The following is a 15,431-nucleotide window of genomic DNA, read 5'->3' as shown; positions in this document are numbered from 1 at the left end:
GATATAACCACAATGTCGATTGTTCTATCTGAACATATGTTGTTTAATACTTACGAGCTAATTGAAGATGGGCTTCTTTCTTTTGGTAAGCCGCTTCGATGCCTTCTTTGCCCGATACTTCGGGCACACCGACATGCCACCAAGAGTCATATCCGTGCGTCATCGTCTTCGGCAACACTTTAATATCGATGAGCGTGCTGACCGTTTGCTTTTTCGCGTCCGCTATCGCTTCTTCCAGCTCCTCCATTGTGCGAACGGTGTAAGTTTTCAATCCGTATCCTTCTGCGACCTTTGCATAGTCGATCGTGATGATCGGGCCATCAAGTTGTCCTGTTTCGGCATTGCGTTTGCGAAATTCAGTAGCAAAACTGCCCATGCCATTTTCCATTTGGAGATTGTTAATACAACCGAACCCAGAATTATCAAATAAGACAATGTTTATTTTTTTTCCTTCTTGCAAACTCGTCACAAGCTCGGAATGAAGCATGAGGAAGCTGCCATCGCCCACCATTGCATACACTTCTTTATCCGGTTCAGCGAGCTTAACGCCAAATGCACCTGCAATTTCATAACCCATACAAGAATAACCGTATTCCATATGATACGTGTTGCGAGCTTTCGATACCCACATTCGCTGCAGGTCACCAGGCAAACTGCCTGAAGCGCCTACAATGATGGCATCATCATCAATCCGTTCGTTAATCCTTCCGATCACGCTCGTTTGCGTTAAGGCGGAGCCAAATGCTTCTTTATATTCAGGCAGTTTTTCATCGATATGCCCCGCAATTTCCGGTTTAAAATTCTCGCGATAAGCAACCGAATAAAGGCGGTTTAACTCATTCGCCCATTTTTGTTTCGCTTCAACGATTTCATTTTCATAGGCAGAAGCATAGTTTCCTAGTGCCGCGCTGATGGCCTCAAGTCCAGCCTTGGCATCGGCAATGACTTTCACTGCATCTAATTTTGCGGCATGAAATTCAGAAACATTGATCGTGATGATGTCTGCGTGGCTAAATAAATGTTTAGAAGCGGTTGTAAAGTCCGTAAAACGGGTACCGACTCCAATAATTAAATCCGCCTGCTTAGCAATGGTGTTGGCTGCTAAATTCCCTGTCACGCCTATGCCGCCAAGATTAAGCGGATGGCTACTCTCCACGCCGCTTTTTCCAGCTTGTGTTTCTGCAAATGGAATATGGAATTTTTCTGCAAACGCTACAAAAGCATCCGAGGCCTCTGAGTAGCGAACACCGCCACCTAATATGAGCAAAGGCCGTTTCTTGGAACGAATCAGCTTGACCGCGTCGTGAACGCTTTCCATCGACGGCTGGCGGCGCTCCACCCGATGCACACGTTTGGCGAAAAAGCTTTCAGGAAAATCCCATGCTTCTCCTTGAACATCTTGAGGAAGCGCAATCGTGACAGCACCCGTGTCTGCAGGATCGGTTAATACGCGCATGGCGTTCAGCATCGCAGACATCAGCTGCTCTGGGCGGCAGACACGATCCCAATACTTGCTTACTGCGCGGAACGCGTCATTTGTAGATATCGATAAATCATGCGTTTGTTCAATTTGCTGCAAAACAGGATCCGGTTGGCGGGTGGCAAATACATCGCCAGGAAGCAACAGAACTGGGATATGGTTGGCTGTTGCTGTAGCAGCAGAAGTAACCATATTCGCTGCTCCGGGTCCCACAGACGAAGTGACTGCCATCATTTGCTTCCGATGCTTTTGCTTGGCAAATGCGATCGCCGCGTTGGCCATCCCTTGTTCATTCCGTCCCTGGTATACCTTCAATTCGCCAGGATTCTCTTCAAGAGCCTGGCCAAGCCCAAGCACATTCCCGTGGCCAAAAATCGTAAAAATGCCTTTTACAAATCGTTGCTGCTTTCCATCAAATTCGATATATTGGTTATTCAAAAATTTAACAAGCGCTTGTGCCGTTGTTAAACGAACGGTTCCCACTGTTCTAATCCTCCTCTCTCTTCTATAAAATCCATCCCACGCTGATCACAAACAACGAAAAGAAAGAGGAGATGGCACAGACGAATTTCCACCCCATCTCTTCCTTTAATAGTTTCGTTATTTCATATAACGAGCTGTCACCATTTTCTTTCTCGTGTAGAACTCAACACCATCCGTACCGTTTGCATGTAAATCTCCATAGAAAGAGTCCTTATAGCCTGAAAACGGAAAGAAGGCCATTGGCGCAGGAATCCCGATATTAACGCCAAGCATTCCTGCATCAATAGTTTCACGAAACTGACGGACCGCGGCTGCGCTATCCGTGAAAATGCAAGCGCCATTGGCGAACGGTGATGCATTCGCATACTCAATCGCTTCTGTTAAATTTTTTACACGTACAACGGATAGAACAGGGGCAAAAATTTCATCTTGCCAAATTTTCATCTCTTGCGTAACGTTTTCAAAAATCGTCGGACCAATAAAGTAACCTTCTTTGTTTACAGCGGCGTCTTTGCGGCCATCACGCACCAGTGTGGCTCCTTCTTCAATTCCTTTTTCGATATAGCCAATGGTTCGCTCTTTATGGCTTTGGCGAATCACCGGACCTAAAAACACTCCTTTGTCAAGACCATTTCCGATTTGGATCGCATCGGCTTCCAGCTTCAATTTTGCTATGAATTTATCAGCAATAGACTCTTCCACCACGACAACCGAAGTCGCCATGCAGCGTTCGCCAGCAGAACCGAAAGCGGCGCTGATGATCTGTTTGGCCGCATGTTCCAAATTGGCATCGGCTAATACGATCGAATGGTTTTTCGCCCCGGAAAGAGCTTGCACGCGTTTCAAGTTGGCTGCCGCTGTTTTGTACACATATTCAGCCACCGGCTGAGAGCCGACAAACGAAATCGCCTTCACCAGCTTGTGCTCTAACAATCCATTGACGACATCGTGCGCACCATTCACAATGTTTAATACCCCTTTAGGAAAACCCGCTTCTTCAAACAGCTCGGCAAGACGTTGCGCTAAAAGCGGCGTGCGTTCCGATGGCTTTAATACAAAAGTGTTGCCGCAAGCAATCGCTAACGGGAACATCCAGCATGGAACCATCATTGGAAAATTAAACGGCGTAATACCGGCAACTACTCCAAGCGGATAACGGTACATGCCAGATTCAAGCCCTGTTGCGATATCAGGAAGCTGCTTGCCCATCATTAAAGTTGGGATTCCTGCCGCAAACTCCACGCATTCAATCCCGCGAAGCACCTCCCCATAGGCTTCATCGTAATTTTTGCCGTTTTCTATGGTCACAAGCCGCGCTAGCTCTTCCCAATGCTCCACGAGAAGCTGCTGATATTTAAAAAGAAGACGAGCACGCTTTGGAACGGGAACTTGAGACCATGTTTGAAACGCCTCGTGTGCTGCTTGAACGGCCTTGTCTACTTCTTCTTTTGTGGAAAGTGGAACAATCGCCAGCTCTTCACCTGTTGCTGGGTTGTATACAACCTCTGTTCGATTGGAAACAGATTCGACCCATTCCCCGCCGATGTAGTTTTTTAAGCTTTTTACAGTTATTTTCATGCGATACCATCTTCCTTTCATCCCTTAAAATTCCCGAATATTCAAAACAAAAATCCTATGATAGAGCAGGCTCATAAATAGCCGTCTCAATATGATGCTGAAGCTCTTGAAGAGTGGGCATCGCATCAGAGCAGCTGTGACGCGAAATCACAATCGAAGCCGACGCGCTCCCCAGCTTCATCGCTTCGGCAACGTCCCTTCCATTCATTAAGCCATAGATAAAGGCAGAGGCATAGGAATCGCCAGCGCCAAATGTTTTCAATACATTGGTGCGAAAAATACCGCTGCGGTAAGATTTTCCGTCTTTAGTATAGGCAATCGAGCCTGCTCCTCCATGTTTAATGACGACCATTTTAGCGCGGAACGAAAACCAGCGAGAAGCTGTATCATGATCATTGGCCTCTTTTCCATTCAACAATTTTTCCATTATATTAAACTCTTCGCGAGTGCCGATCACGACATCACATTTTTCAGCAGCCAAATTATAATAAACCGCCGTTTCTGCCTCATCCGTCCAAGTATATGGACGATAATCAAGGTCAAAGAAAACCGTCACACCATGCTTTACGGCATATTCCAATGCAAGAAACACGGCTTCACGTGATGGACTTTGCGCAAGGGCGGTACCGGAAATGAGTAGCGCCTTTGATTGTTTAATATAATCTTCATCAATATCCAATGGACGAAGCTTCAAATCTGCGACATTATCACGATACATTAGAATGCTGCAATCCTCCGGGCTCTTAATCTCGGTAAACGCTAACCCCGTTACAGCCCCCGTACGGTCGATTACGATCCCTTTTGTGTCGATGCCGTTTTTCTGCAAATAATCCAAAATGTAGCGTCCCATTTGATCGTTCGCGACTTTTCCGATAAATCCGGTTTTTTGGCCTAGCCGTGCAAAGCCAATCGCAATATTGGCAGGAGAACCGCCAACGTATTTCGTAAATGTTCGTGTTTCTTCCATTGGGCGATTGATTTCATTCGCATTGAGGTCAATGCACAACCGGCCGACCGCGATGAGATCAAGTGGACGATCTTGATGAAAGGTTAGTAGATTCATGTCGTTTTCCTCCTTTCTTCGCATATTCCCTAAAAACGATTAGACAGAGGCAGCGGAATTTACCGCTTCCAGCTTCACAGGGATACCGGCTTCCAACGATTTTTTTGCCGCTTCGGCAATCCGCTGGGCTTGTAAGCCATCAAAGCCGCTGCAAATAACAGGCTGGTTGGCAAGAATTGCTCTTACAAATTCTGATACTTCATTCATATAGGCTTGGGTATAGCGCTCAAGGAAAAAATACAGCGGTTTATCCTTGGACACATGCTCAGAAGTAGAGACTTCAACGGTCGTAGGGCGATGGTTATCAGCCAATGCCGATCCTTTACTTCCAAAAATCTCAAGGCGCTGATCGTATCCATAGACAGCTTGGCGGCTGTTATCAATCACACCAAGAGCGCCGTTGGCAAATTTTAAAGTGACGACAGCTGTATCAATATCTCCCGCTTCTTCGATGGCCGGATCGACCAGCACAGCCCCGTAAGCAGACACCTCCACCACTTCACTTTCCATAATGTAGCGCGCCATATCAAAATCATGAATCATCATATCCATAAAAAGCCCACCTGACGACTTGATGTAGTCCATGCTGGGCGGCTTAGGATCCCTTGATGTAATACGTAAAATGTGCGGAACGCCAATCGTTCCATTTTGCACAAGATCCCTGACTTTCCGAAAATTCGGATCAAATCGGCGGTTAAACCCAACTTGAAACTTCACTTGAGCTTTTTCAACAGCTTCCAGTGCCTCTTCTGTTTCTCTTAATGTAAAACTGATCGGTTTTTCACAAAAAATATGCTTTCCTGCTAAAGACGCTTCTTTAATCATCGTGGCATGTGTATTCGTTGGAGAGCAAATCAACACCGCATCAATGTCTGGATCCATTAATATTTGGCGATAATCCGCTGTTAGCACCTCGATTTGTCTCTCTTTCGCCCACGATTCCAGATGATGAATTGCAACATCTGAAACACTCTTGACTCGAACTTGTGAAATGAAGCGCAAATGATCTACGTGCAATCTGCCGATTCTCCCTGCGCCAATGATTCCTACCGTCAATCCCATCGCCTGAATCTTCCTTTCTCTTAGTAAAGATACGGACATCTAACCCGAAATAAAGTTAAGCGCTTTACTTTCTATTATTATACGACTTTTTTGCCTAATCTCAAGTTAATTTTAAATTTTTTTAACATTAAATCTCTAGATTTTTCACTTTTTTAGTTAAGCGCTTTACTTTCTGCGCGAAACTATGAAGCAGTCTGAAAGCAAGGTTGTGCGCCTACCATTTAGGCACTCGCCTAAAAAACATCAGAAACCGCCTTGCTTGGACTGTCCTTCCTAAGAATATCTCTTCTTCCTTTCAAGCTGGTTCTTCATCCCTAATCCATTGTAGAAAGCATCGATAAGAGAGTTCGTTTGGGTGGGAGCTTTTCTGTTTGTCTATCGAACAAGAAGACCATGTCTATCGCACCAAACGAACTCCACAAGTTGGCTTTACAAAATGGGTCTGAACCAAAAAGCAGCTTTCCTATTCATTGTTGCTCCTTGCTCTTCTAACATTCACGATTTGAGAAGCAAAAGAGTTCACGAATATTGATCCTTTAGGTCTTTTACCGATTGCCTTTCTACTAAAGCAGGGGCCAGCATAATCCGATGTCCAGGCATTTCTGGTTTTTCAATCGACTCAAGCAGCTTATAGACCGCATAGCGGGCCAGATCATCGATTGGCTGTGCAATGGTTGTTAGACCAGGATCAGCAATTTCGGCATGTATCGTATTATCAAAGCCAATAACAGAAATATCTCCCGGAACCTGCACATGAAGCTTTCGAGCTTCGTTCATAAAAACCACTGCGATTAAATCGGTAGTCGCAAAAACACCAGTTGGCTTTTCTGGTAAATGAAGCAGCTTTTGCGATGCCAGCTTGGCATCCTCAACTTTAGAAATGGCATCAACAATGAATGGGCTTTCTAATTCAATTCCCTGATCGGAAAGAGCTTGTTTAAAGCCTTCCAATCTCAACCGTCCGCTCGGACGGCTTAATTCGGCAATGATCGCCAAACGGCGATGTCCTTTATCCAGCAGATAACGCCCGGCAAGGTATCCTCCTCTAATATCGTCCGTCGTGACAACATGCGAAGATAAAGCAAGATGGTCGATCGAAAACATTAAAAACGGGATATGTCTGGACTGAAGCTTTCGAAAAGCGCTCAGATCTTTTGGCTCTGTCGCAATAATAATGCCGTCTACTTGCTTTTTCATAAGCAGTTCAAGATAATCCTGCTCTCGTTTTCTTTGGTAATCGGTACTGCATAAAATCATCGCATATCCCGTTTCCCGAGCATAATTTTCTAAAGCTCTCGCCACCTCGGCAAAGAACGGGTTGGCAATATCCGGGACAAGGACACCAATAGTAAATGTCCTTTTGCCTGTTAATGCCGCCGCTAAGCTGCTCGGCTGGTATTCAAGCTCTTGCATGACCTTCATGACTTTTTTTCTCGTTCGGTCACTAATATTTCCTGTGTTATTCACGACTTTCGATACTGTCGCTATCGAGACACCTGCTTTTTTCGCTACATCATAAATCGTCGGCTTCATTTAGTTCAAACTCCTTAGATAGTCCTTTTTCTTCATTTTACCATGAAGGAATACCGCCGGTTAAATCATTCGTATGGACTACTCTACTATCTTTTTAAGAAATTCTAGCTTTTCTTGTGCATTTTCTTTTGTAATCACCTCAACAGGGCTCTTCATGCGTTTTTCAACTTTTTTGCCTTTGATGGCGGCTAATGCGTTTTTCACTCCTTCGTAGCCCATGTCATATGGACTTTGCGCAATCGTACCGGCAAGCTTTCCGGCTAAAATCGACTCCACCGCTTCTAGCGTTCCGTCAGTACCGATCACTTTAACATCTAACCCTTTTGCCTCAACAGCGCGCAACACGCCAAGCGCCATATCATCATTGGCTGCAAATACACCTTTGATATCATTATTTTTCTGCAGGATATTTTCCATAACGGACATCGCTTTTGTTTTATCGCTATCGGCAGGCTGTTCAGCAACAACCTCGATCCCTGCTTCTTTAAGAGCGGCTTTGGCTCCTTTCACGCGTTCATCTGTCGCCGTATTTCCAAGCGCACCTGAAACGATCGCGGCTTTGTCCCCTTTTTGCAGCATGGAGGCAAGCAATTTTCCTCCTTCATATCCAGCCTCATAATTTTCCGTACCTATAAAGCTTGTTTTATTTTTAAGATCGGCATCTGTGTCAATAAGAAGAACGGGAATATTGGCTCCCTCTAACACCGGGACGACTGTATCAGGCTGAGTCGGTGAAACGACAAGCGCACCAGGCGATTGGCTTAACTGATCCTCAATCATATTCACTTGCTGCATCACTTCAGACTCTGAATTGGGTCCAACAACGGTCACATCGACCCCGAGCTCTTTGCCAGCCGCTTTCGCTCCAGCCTCAACATACTTCCAGTAAGGGCTTGATAACGTTTTCAAAACAACAGCGACTCGCTCTGTATTTTCACCCCCACTCGCTTCTTGATCACTATTGCATCCAGCTAAAAGAACCATACCCATGAACGCAGCGGCTACGCTGAATAACCGAATTTTCTTTTTCATCCAACATTCCCCCATTTCCCTTTACTTGTTATCTTGTGAAAGCATGATCCTTTATCGGCATCCCAATTAGCAAACAATTAAGCTTTTTGGCTTTTGCGCTGGCGAAGCACATCAACAAATACAGCGGCAATAATGACCGCTCCAATCACCGTCATTTGGAAATCAGCGGAAACATTCAAGAGATTCAGTCCATTCCTTAAAACAGCGATAATCAGTGCCCCGATTAATGTTCCCCATACAGTACCAACTCCCCCCAGAAAGCTGGCACCACCAATAATGACCGCCGCAATCGCATCAAGCTCATAAGAAAGTCCAGCAAGAGGAAAAGCTGAATTCACGCGGCCGACCATAACAAGACCGGCAAGCCCCGCCATGAAACCGCTGATCGTATAAACAATAATCAACACTCGGTCGACATTAATTCCCGATAAGCGCGCAGCTTCAGGATTGCCGCCAATCGCATAAATATAACGCCCTGTCTGTGTTCGTGTTAGGAAAATATGGAAGAAGACATACACCACAATGACAAGCAAAAAACTTACCGGGATCGGCCCCATAAATTCACGCCCCAAAAATTGAATCATGTAAGGAAAACCGGCAATCGGAGCCGCACCTGTAACGATTAAAGCGATGCCGCGGGCGATGTTCATCGTGCCGAGAGTGGAGATAAATGGATGCGGCAAACGCAGCTTCGTTAATAAAATCCCGTTTAACCAACCGAATCCCGCGCCTACTGCAAGACATACGAAAATTCCCAAAAGCGGATGCATTCCCATATTGACCGTCACAATTCCCATCATCATAATTGAAAGCGCCAACAATGAACCGACAGACAAATCGATTCCTGCCGTTAGAATCGGCAAAAGCATACCGATTGCCAGCAAGGCGTTGATCGAAGATTGCCGAGCGATATTCATGACATTATTGATCGTTAAAAACTTAGGCGACAGAATCGTCAGGACTGCTGTTAATAGAATAAGACCGATCAGAGGCCCGAACTTGCTGATAATCCTTTTAAATGCACGGTTCTTTTCCACTGTCTCGTTTTTCGTTTGCACTGCTACTTGACTCATATTGATTTTCACCCTCCTGTAGCCGCTTTCATAATTCGTTCTTGTGTCGCTTCCTTAATTGGCAAATCCGCTGTTATTCTTCCTTCTCTCATCACAAGAACTCTGTCACACATCCCGAGAATTTCCGGAAGCTCTGAAGAGATCATAATGACAATGGCGCCATTTTCAACTAATTGATTCATCAAGCGATAAACCTCTACTTTCGCTCCGACATCAATTCCTCTTGTCGGTTCGTCAAAAATAAACACCTTTGCCTTTGTGCATAACCACTTGGCGATCACTACTTTTTGCTGATTCCCACCGCTCAAATTGCGAGCTTTAAGCTCGATATGATCAGGACGAATCTTTAATTCTCGAATAAATCGCTTGGCTTCTTCCCGGATCTCATTTAAATTAATAAGCCGTGATTTCTTCGTAAATTTTTTCATATTGGCCATCGTAATATTAAAATCTAGCTTTTGATCAAGCAAAAGCCCCTCGCCTTTTCGGTCCTCGGTGATGAAAGCAATTCCAGCATCAATGGCATCTCGCGGAGACTTGATCTTTACTTCCTTGCCATCAATAAAAATTTTTCCATTTCGGCGCGGATCGGCTCCAAATATAGCCCTAGCAAGCTCGGTGCGCCCAGCGCCAACCAGCCCGGAAATACCAACGATCTCCCCATATCTCACACGAAAGCTAACCGGCTCTGAGGCGCCTGCAACTTCTAAATTTTCTACTCTAAAACCTTCTCGGCCAAGTGTAAAGGTTTGCTTTGGAAACTTCTCATCCAAAGATCGTCCAACCATTAATTCAATCCAATCATCGGTGTCTGTCGTTTTAACAGGCAAGGTTTCAATTTTGAACCCATCCCGTAGAATCGTAATCCGATCTCCTAATCTCTTAATCTCTTCAAGCTTATGAGAAATAAATAAAATGGCTATTCCCTTCTCTTTTAATTGCTCGACACACTTATAGAGCTGATGGACTTCCTGTACACTCAGGCTGGAGGTAGGTTCATCCATAATAATCAACTTCGCATCAAGGGTAAGCGCTTTCGTTATTTCGACGAGTTGCTGCTGTCCTATGCCGAGCTTCCCAAGCTGCATATCAGCAAGATCTGGGCTTTGACCAAGCATTTCTAAACATCTCTTTGCCTCTTCGCGCATGGTTTTATGGTCAAGCATCGACATCTTGCCACCTCGCTTTAATTCCCTGCCCAAGAAAATATTTTCATAAACTTTGAGCTGGGGAATTACATTTAATTCTTGATAAATGGTGGCAATCCCTAATCTCATAGCATCAGCTGGCGTTTGGAGATGAACAGCCCTCCCTTCCCAATAGATTTCACCGGCATCCTTTTGATAAGCACCTGTTAAAATTTTGATAAGTGTCGACTTCCCCGCTCCATTTTCACCAAGCAACACATGAACCTCACCAGCTTTAATATCAAGATCAATTCCTTTAAGCACATGGTTTTGATTAAAGCTTTTTTTAATACCTTTCATTTCCAAAAGATTTTCAGCATGCCCTATCATCTAAGGACCCCTTTCTAATTGGTTATTAAGCACACCGCACTTTAACTTTTTAACATTCTTCAGTCGAGAAGTCTCCCACTTCTAAATCTTGCGAAGCTTGATGAAAGTGGGAGATGAATCGACTTCGGACAAGGACAGGCTTTTGCCTGTTCAATTGTCTGACCCTTTGGTAAAATAAACCTATGTCGTTCTTTCATAACTGGATATAGGAGGTTGCATGGAGAAAATAAAATGCGAAAACCAAGCGGATCCTTCCATGCGTAAAATATCCAAGGTACAAAAGAACTCCGAATTGTCGGACATCTAGGGTTGGAACGACCCGAAGTCACGCTCAGGGAGACGAAAGGCGGCTTTCGTCGTGGAACTGAGAAGCTCCCACTTCAAGCTTTAGCTAAATGGTGAGTAGTTCACAATTAGATCTATATAGACCTTATCACCATTTATGATGGTGGAGATAATATTGGAATCAAGTTTCTATAGATAAAGGGGCACTATGTGATTGAACTCCTAATCAATCAGATATTCATGCAGGATGATGACTCCTTAACATCCGCCATTACCTTTTTATGGATTCTATAGATGATCGAACAGGCTCGTTGGCCAGTTGGGCAGTTCGTATTCTGATCTCCGCCATTTGCAAGCCGCCGTGCTTTCATAATGGATGGGCGATTCCATTTTCAAACTGGCTTTTATATCGGTGAGGCCGGCGTTTGAATAGGCGACTGCACCGTAACAAGCTTTCCTGTTTCAAACGATTCTTTGCACGCATAGCCAAGAGCCGTTGAAATCACCCCATCTTCGACAGTAACGGCTGGCTGTCTATTTTCTCTTATACACGCAATGAATTCTTCCGCTTCACTTAAGTAGGCTTGTTCAAACCTTTCTAAAAATCCATCTGAACATTCTTTAATGGCCCCTTTTTCATCAAAGACCGTCACCCTATTCTTTTCAGGAATGGTGCCAATTCTTAATGTCCCCTTCGTCCCGATAATTTCTGTTTCAATATGATATCCGTGTGCACAATTTCGTCCGGCAACAAAAATTCCGATTTTGTTATTCTCAAACTTGACTAACGCCGCCCCTGTTTCCGCATCATTCATTTCGCTAAATTCCGGATAAGCATAGGCTCCTCCGATCGCCCATACTTGTTTCGCCTCGACTCCCAAATACCAGCGTGCCAAATCAAAATCATGGATCGCCATGTCCAAGAACAATCCTCCGCTGTAATTGCTTTTGGCAAATTGTATAAATTCGTCCATCGCTTTCGTAGGATCAAGACCATAGCAGCGGATGAAAATCGGCTCGCCTATTTTTCCTTCCTCGATTTTCTTTTTGGCATATTGGTAAGACTTGTCATATCTTCTCATAAAACCGAGCATAAAAATCTTATCCTTCTGTTGAGTCACGGCCTCTTGAACACGCAAAGCTTCTTCTAAATATAGCCCAAGCGGTTTTTCGCAAAACACATGGAACCCTGCATTTAATGCTTTTATGATTTGTTCGCAATGGAAATTGGAAGGCGACGAAATGAAAATAGCCTCCAGCTCTTGATTCTGTAACATCTCGTCAAATTGGGTATAACCGTATTGGATGCCCCAATCCTTCTGAGCCTGCTCGACTTCCTCTGCTGCTACACTGCAAACAGCCAATAACTCGCAGCCCGAAATGCGAAAGGCTAAATTTTCCGCATGCTGCCTACCTAACCTTCCAAGCCCGACAATCCCTACTTTTACTTTCTCCATCCGTTTCCATTCACACCTGCCCTTTCAATATCACACGTGTAGTTAAGCGCTTTCCTTTAGATGCATAAAAAAATAAAAATGTCCAAGAAATAAAACTTGATCATTTTTAAAGGTAAACGCTTTCCTTAGTTGCTATTATACTTGTCGGAATATTCAGAAGTCAATAGATTTAACACAAAAAATTTTTTGTTTGTTTAAATCCATAAAGATCCATATAATATGTTTTTTACAAAAAATGATAAGAAGCTGACGCATGTTGAAAATGGTCCGGCAAACGCGTAATCCATTCCCTTTGGCGATGTCTAGCGCTTTTGATGAGCAAAAAAGAACCGCTCCCGACCATATTTCGGCAGATAGGAAATTTCCCCCTCAATAAGGACGTCCGGTCTTATTTTCTTTATTTGTTTTAAAAATAACGATTTGTCTTTAGGAGAAATTAAGATGAACTTCGACTTTCCATATGTGATTTGCAAGCGGTCAAGTGATAAAGCCGGTGCTGACAGGGGATTTTTAGACTCGGTGATCGCTTCAATTTCTTCAAGAGGAATCGTCCAGCTGAAAAGGCCTCCCCGAATTTTTAACGCTTTGTCCGTTACAATATAAAGGGTGTGAAACCATCCTGAAAGCAAAAATAACGTAAACAAACTGCAAATGACGGTTAATAAAATTTTGTCAGTAACAGCTAGATCCTCCGCTATAGTACCTAACTCTAAGTGGACAGCTGTTGGCAACGCAATACTTCCAACGATTAATAGCCATATGTCACGATGGAACTAATGGGTCCTTTTTTCGAGTAAAAGACCAACTTAACCCTCCTTTCATTTTTATCTTTATATGTTATATTTTACAATACAGAGCAAGATGACTCCATATTTCTCCTCCTGAATCAGTCAGATGCGTCATCTCGGCAAATCGGTGACAATGATCGAAGCATCGGCTTTCAGAATCTGAATGGCAGGACATTCCCATTAAAAAATCCGATTTAATTAAAAACGCGAACAGCGTGATCACTGTTCGCGTTTGTTGGCATTAGCTCGCTTTTAAATTTGAAGTGTTTTTATTTTTTTCTTTCAGTTTCCAATAGATCGGCAAACCAATTAACGTAATACCAATCGAGAAAAGCGTGTCGGCAGGAGCATTCATCAGCGTACTGATAATAATGTATGCCGTACCCCCAATCGCCACAAGCGGCGTAATCGGATAGAACGGAACTTTATATAAATGCGATTCATTTTTATCTTTTTTGCGAAGCAAGAAAACCGCATTAAAAGACAATCCATAAAATAGCAAGACAGCGAAAATCGCCATATCCGTCAGCCTGTCAGGATTCCAAAAGATCATCATCACGATCGCGATCACAGCTTGTGCAACAGTGGACCCTACCGGCGTATTAAATTTAGGGTGAATGCCGGAAAGGAATTTCGATCCTGGAAGAAGCCCTCTTACTGCCATAGCGTAAGGAATTCGCGGGAATGTGAGAATTTTTCCATTTAAGCATCCAAAAATCGAGATTAAAATACCGATCGCTAAAATTTTTCCGCCGATTTCGCCAAACAATAATGTTGCTGCTGTTGATGCCGCATTTGGTCCTAACTCAACAATCTGATCAGCAGGAAGCACATGCAGCATAGCAATATTAACCGATAAATAAGCAATAATAACAACTAAAAGTCCAGAAATGATGGCTCTTGGAAGATCTTTTGCAGGGTTTTTCATTTCTCCCGCCATAAATCCAACATTCATCCAACCATCGTAGGCCCAGAGCGTGGCTAAAATAGCAGCCCCCATACTTAAATTTTGAATATTTCCACTTTCTACATTAAAAACAGCGGCATCGCCTTTAAACATTCCAAATACGGCAATCAAGATAATCGGAATCAGCTTTCCGATTGTGGAAGCCGTTTGAATAAATCCGCCAAACTTTGTTCCCAATAAATTCAAACCTGCAAGTAAAATCGTCGTTACAATTCCGATGATCAGGCTGCTTCCTTTTGGAAAATGAAAAAAGTCAGCCATTAATGTACCGAAATATAGAGCAAGAGCACCAATAACAGCCGGTCCATAGACAATTGTTTGCACCCAGCCACACAAAAACCCCCATGTTTTCCCATAAACTTCTTCAATATAAGCGTATAATCCGCCGGTTTTAGGAATCTTCACACTGACTTCAGCAATGGTTAGGCCGCTTGCCAATGTAATAATGCCGCCGATAATCCACGCCAAAAGCGCCATATTGGAATTACCGGTCGCAGACAGGACGACCCCCGGCTTCATAAAGATTCCGGAACCTATTACAGTTCCAATCACTAAAGACGTAGAAACAAAAAAACCGATGTTGCGCTTTAATTTCATTTCCTTTTCCATTTCTCCTGTCCCCCTCAGAAGTACAAATGTATAATTATATAGTTGCAAGGATTATATCATACCAAACAGCGCAAAATAATTTTTCCGAATTATTTTATTATTATTTTTTCAATACTTCTCATTCGTATCTTATCTAAAATCCTTTGTATAATAAGCTTTTATCAAACAGACAAAAAAATAATACTATATAAAATTTTATTTTTTATTATATTCTAAAAATTAATGATATTTCGTTTGTCTTTTGTTCTACGCAAAACCAAAAAGCCTTTTAAGAGCTTCGAAGTTGGAGGTAAAGCTCATGCTCAACCATCTGAAGCATGAAAGACCGAAAACGCTGGACAGACAAGTGAAGATGTGATGTACAGAGGAGCGGGTGAGGATCGTGACGCGGGATGAAAGCTTTTTAGGATTTTTATGCACAATTTATTAGCGGCTGGCTGAGACTCGTTTTTATTCCTATACTGAATGCTGGGGATAGAACACAAAATGATTATCGGTATCATC

Annotated in this window: 11 protein-coding genes; all 11 read right to left on the bottom strand. The window is 43.5% G+C overall.

Annotation, left to right across the window (positions count from 1 at the left end; genetic code table 11):
- Positions 1 to 43 precede the first annotated feature (43 nt).
- Entirely contained in the window at positions 44 to 1,963 is a 1,920-nt protein-coding gene (gene iolD / locus B6A27_RS14635) for a 3D-(3,5/4)-trihydroxycyclohexane-1,2-dione acylhydrolase (decyclizing) (RefSeq protein WP_080862461.1), read from the bottom strand.
- A gap of 117 nt (positions 1,964 to 2,080) precedes the next feature.
- A complete protein-coding gene (locus B6A27_RS14630; RefSeq protein WP_080862460.1) occupies positions 2,081 to 3,541 on the bottom strand; it encodes a CoA-acylating methylmalonate-semialdehyde dehydrogenase in 1,461 nt (486 codons plus the stop codon).
- Between the two features lie 55 nt (positions 3,542 to 3,596).
- Positions 3,597 to 4,604: a 5-dehydro-2-deoxygluconokinase gene (gene iolC / locus B6A27_RS14625; RefSeq protein ID WP_080862459.1), complete on the bottom strand. Its 1,008-nt coding sequence runs from the start codon at positions 4,602 to 4,604 to the stop codon at positions 3,597 to 3,599.
- Positions 4,605 to 4,643: 39 nt separating this feature from the next.
- On the bottom strand, positions 4,644 to 5,666 hold the full coding sequence (gene iolG, locus B6A27_RS14620; RefSeq protein ID WP_080862458.1) for an inositol 2-dehydrogenase: 1,023 nt from the start codon (positions 5,664 to 5,666) through the stop codon (positions 4,644 to 4,646).
- 519 nt (positions 5,667 to 6,185) lie between these two features.
- Positions 6,186 to 7,199, bottom strand: a complete 1,014-nt coding sequence (locus tag B6A27_RS14615; protein WP_080862457.1) for a LacI family DNA-binding transcriptional regulator — start codon at positions 7,197 to 7,199, stop codon at positions 6,186 to 6,188.
- Positions 7,200 to 7,277: 78 nt separating this feature from the next.
- Positions 7,278 to 8,231 (bottom strand): sugar ABC transporter substrate-binding protein, encoded by a 954-nt coding sequence (locus B6A27_RS14610; RefSeq protein ID WP_080862456.1) that lies wholly within the window; start codon positions 8,229 to 8,231, stop codon positions 7,278 to 7,280.
- Between the two features lie 77 nt (positions 8,232 to 8,308).
- Positions 8,309 to 9,304: an ABC transporter permease gene (locus B6A27_RS14605; RefSeq protein ID WP_080862455.1), complete on the bottom strand. Its 996-nt coding sequence runs from the start codon at positions 9,302 to 9,304 to the stop codon at positions 8,309 to 8,311.
- 8 nt (positions 9,305 to 9,312) lie between these two features.
- Positions 9,313 to 10,821: a sugar ABC transporter ATP-binding protein gene (locus B6A27_RS14600; protein ID WP_080862454.1), complete on the bottom strand. Its 1,509-nt coding sequence runs from the start codon at positions 10,819 to 10,821 to the stop codon at positions 9,313 to 9,315.
- 689 nt (positions 10,822 to 11,510) lie between these two features.
- Positions 11,511 to 12,563: a Gfo/Idh/MocA family oxidoreductase gene (locus B6A27_RS14595; protein ID WP_080862453.1), complete on the bottom strand. Its 1,053-nt coding sequence runs from the start codon at positions 12,561 to 12,563 to the stop codon at positions 11,511 to 11,513.
- Between the two features lie 302 nt (positions 12,564 to 12,865).
- A complete protein-coding gene (locus B6A27_RS14590) occupies positions 12,866 to 13,294 on the bottom strand; it encodes a PH domain-containing protein (protein WP_236631845.1) in 429 nt (142 codons plus the stop codon).
- A 298-nt stretch (positions 13,295 to 13,592) separates the two neighbouring features.
- Positions 13,593 to 14,927: an APC family permease gene (locus tag B6A27_RS14585; protein ID WP_080862452.1), complete on the bottom strand. Its 1,335-nt coding sequence runs from the start codon at positions 14,925 to 14,927 to the stop codon at positions 13,593 to 13,595.
- Positions 14,928 to 15,431: the final 504 nt, after the last annotated feature.

This window comes from Anoxybacillus sp. UARK-01, from assembly GCF_002075365.1.
In the GTDB taxonomy this organism is placed as follows: Bacteria; Bacillota; Bacilli; order Bacillales; family Anoxybacillaceae; genus Anoxybacteroides; species Anoxybacteroides rupiense.
The sequence above is the reverse complement of the archived record's forward strand: the minus strand, read 5'-3'. Positions and strand labels throughout refer to the sequence as shown.

Excerpts from the sequence above, each read along its gene's own strand:
- B6A27_RS14630 (WP_080862460.1), bottom strand. The coding sequence starts at position 3,541 with ATGAAAATAACTGTAAAAAGCTTAAAAAACTACATCGGCGGGGAATGG.
- iolC (WP_080862459.1), bottom strand. The coding sequence starts at position 4,604 with ATGAATCTACTAACCTTTCATCAAGATCGTCCACTTGATCTCATCGCG.
- iolG (WP_080862458.1), bottom strand. The coding sequence starts at position 5,666 with ATGGGATTGACGGTAGGAATCATTGGCGCAGGGAGAATCGGCAGATTG.
- B6A27_RS14615 (WP_080862457.1), bottom strand. The coding sequence starts at position 7,199 with ATGAAGCCGACGATTTATGATGTAGCGAAAAAAGCAGGTGTCTCGATA.
- B6A27_RS14610 (WP_080862456.1), bottom strand. The coding sequence starts at position 8,231 with ATGAAAAAGAAAATTCGGTTATTCAGCGTAGCCGCTGCGTTCATGGGT.
- B6A27_RS14605 (WP_080862455.1), bottom strand. The coding sequence starts at position 9,304 with ATGAGTCAAGTAGCAGTGCAAACGAAAAACGAGACAGTGGAAAAGAAC.
- B6A27_RS14600 (WP_080862454.1), bottom strand. The coding sequence starts at position 10,821 with ATGATAGGGCATGCTGAAAATCTTTTGGAAATGAAAGGTATTAAAAAA.
- B6A27_RS14595 (WP_080862453.1), bottom strand. The coding sequence starts at position 12,563 with ATGGAGAAAGTAAAAGTAGGGATTGTCGGGCTTGGAAGGTTAGGTAGG.
- B6A27_RS14585 (WP_080862452.1), bottom strand. The coding sequence starts at position 14,927 with ATGGAAAAGGAAATGAAATTAAAGCGCAACATCGGTTTTTTTGTTTCT.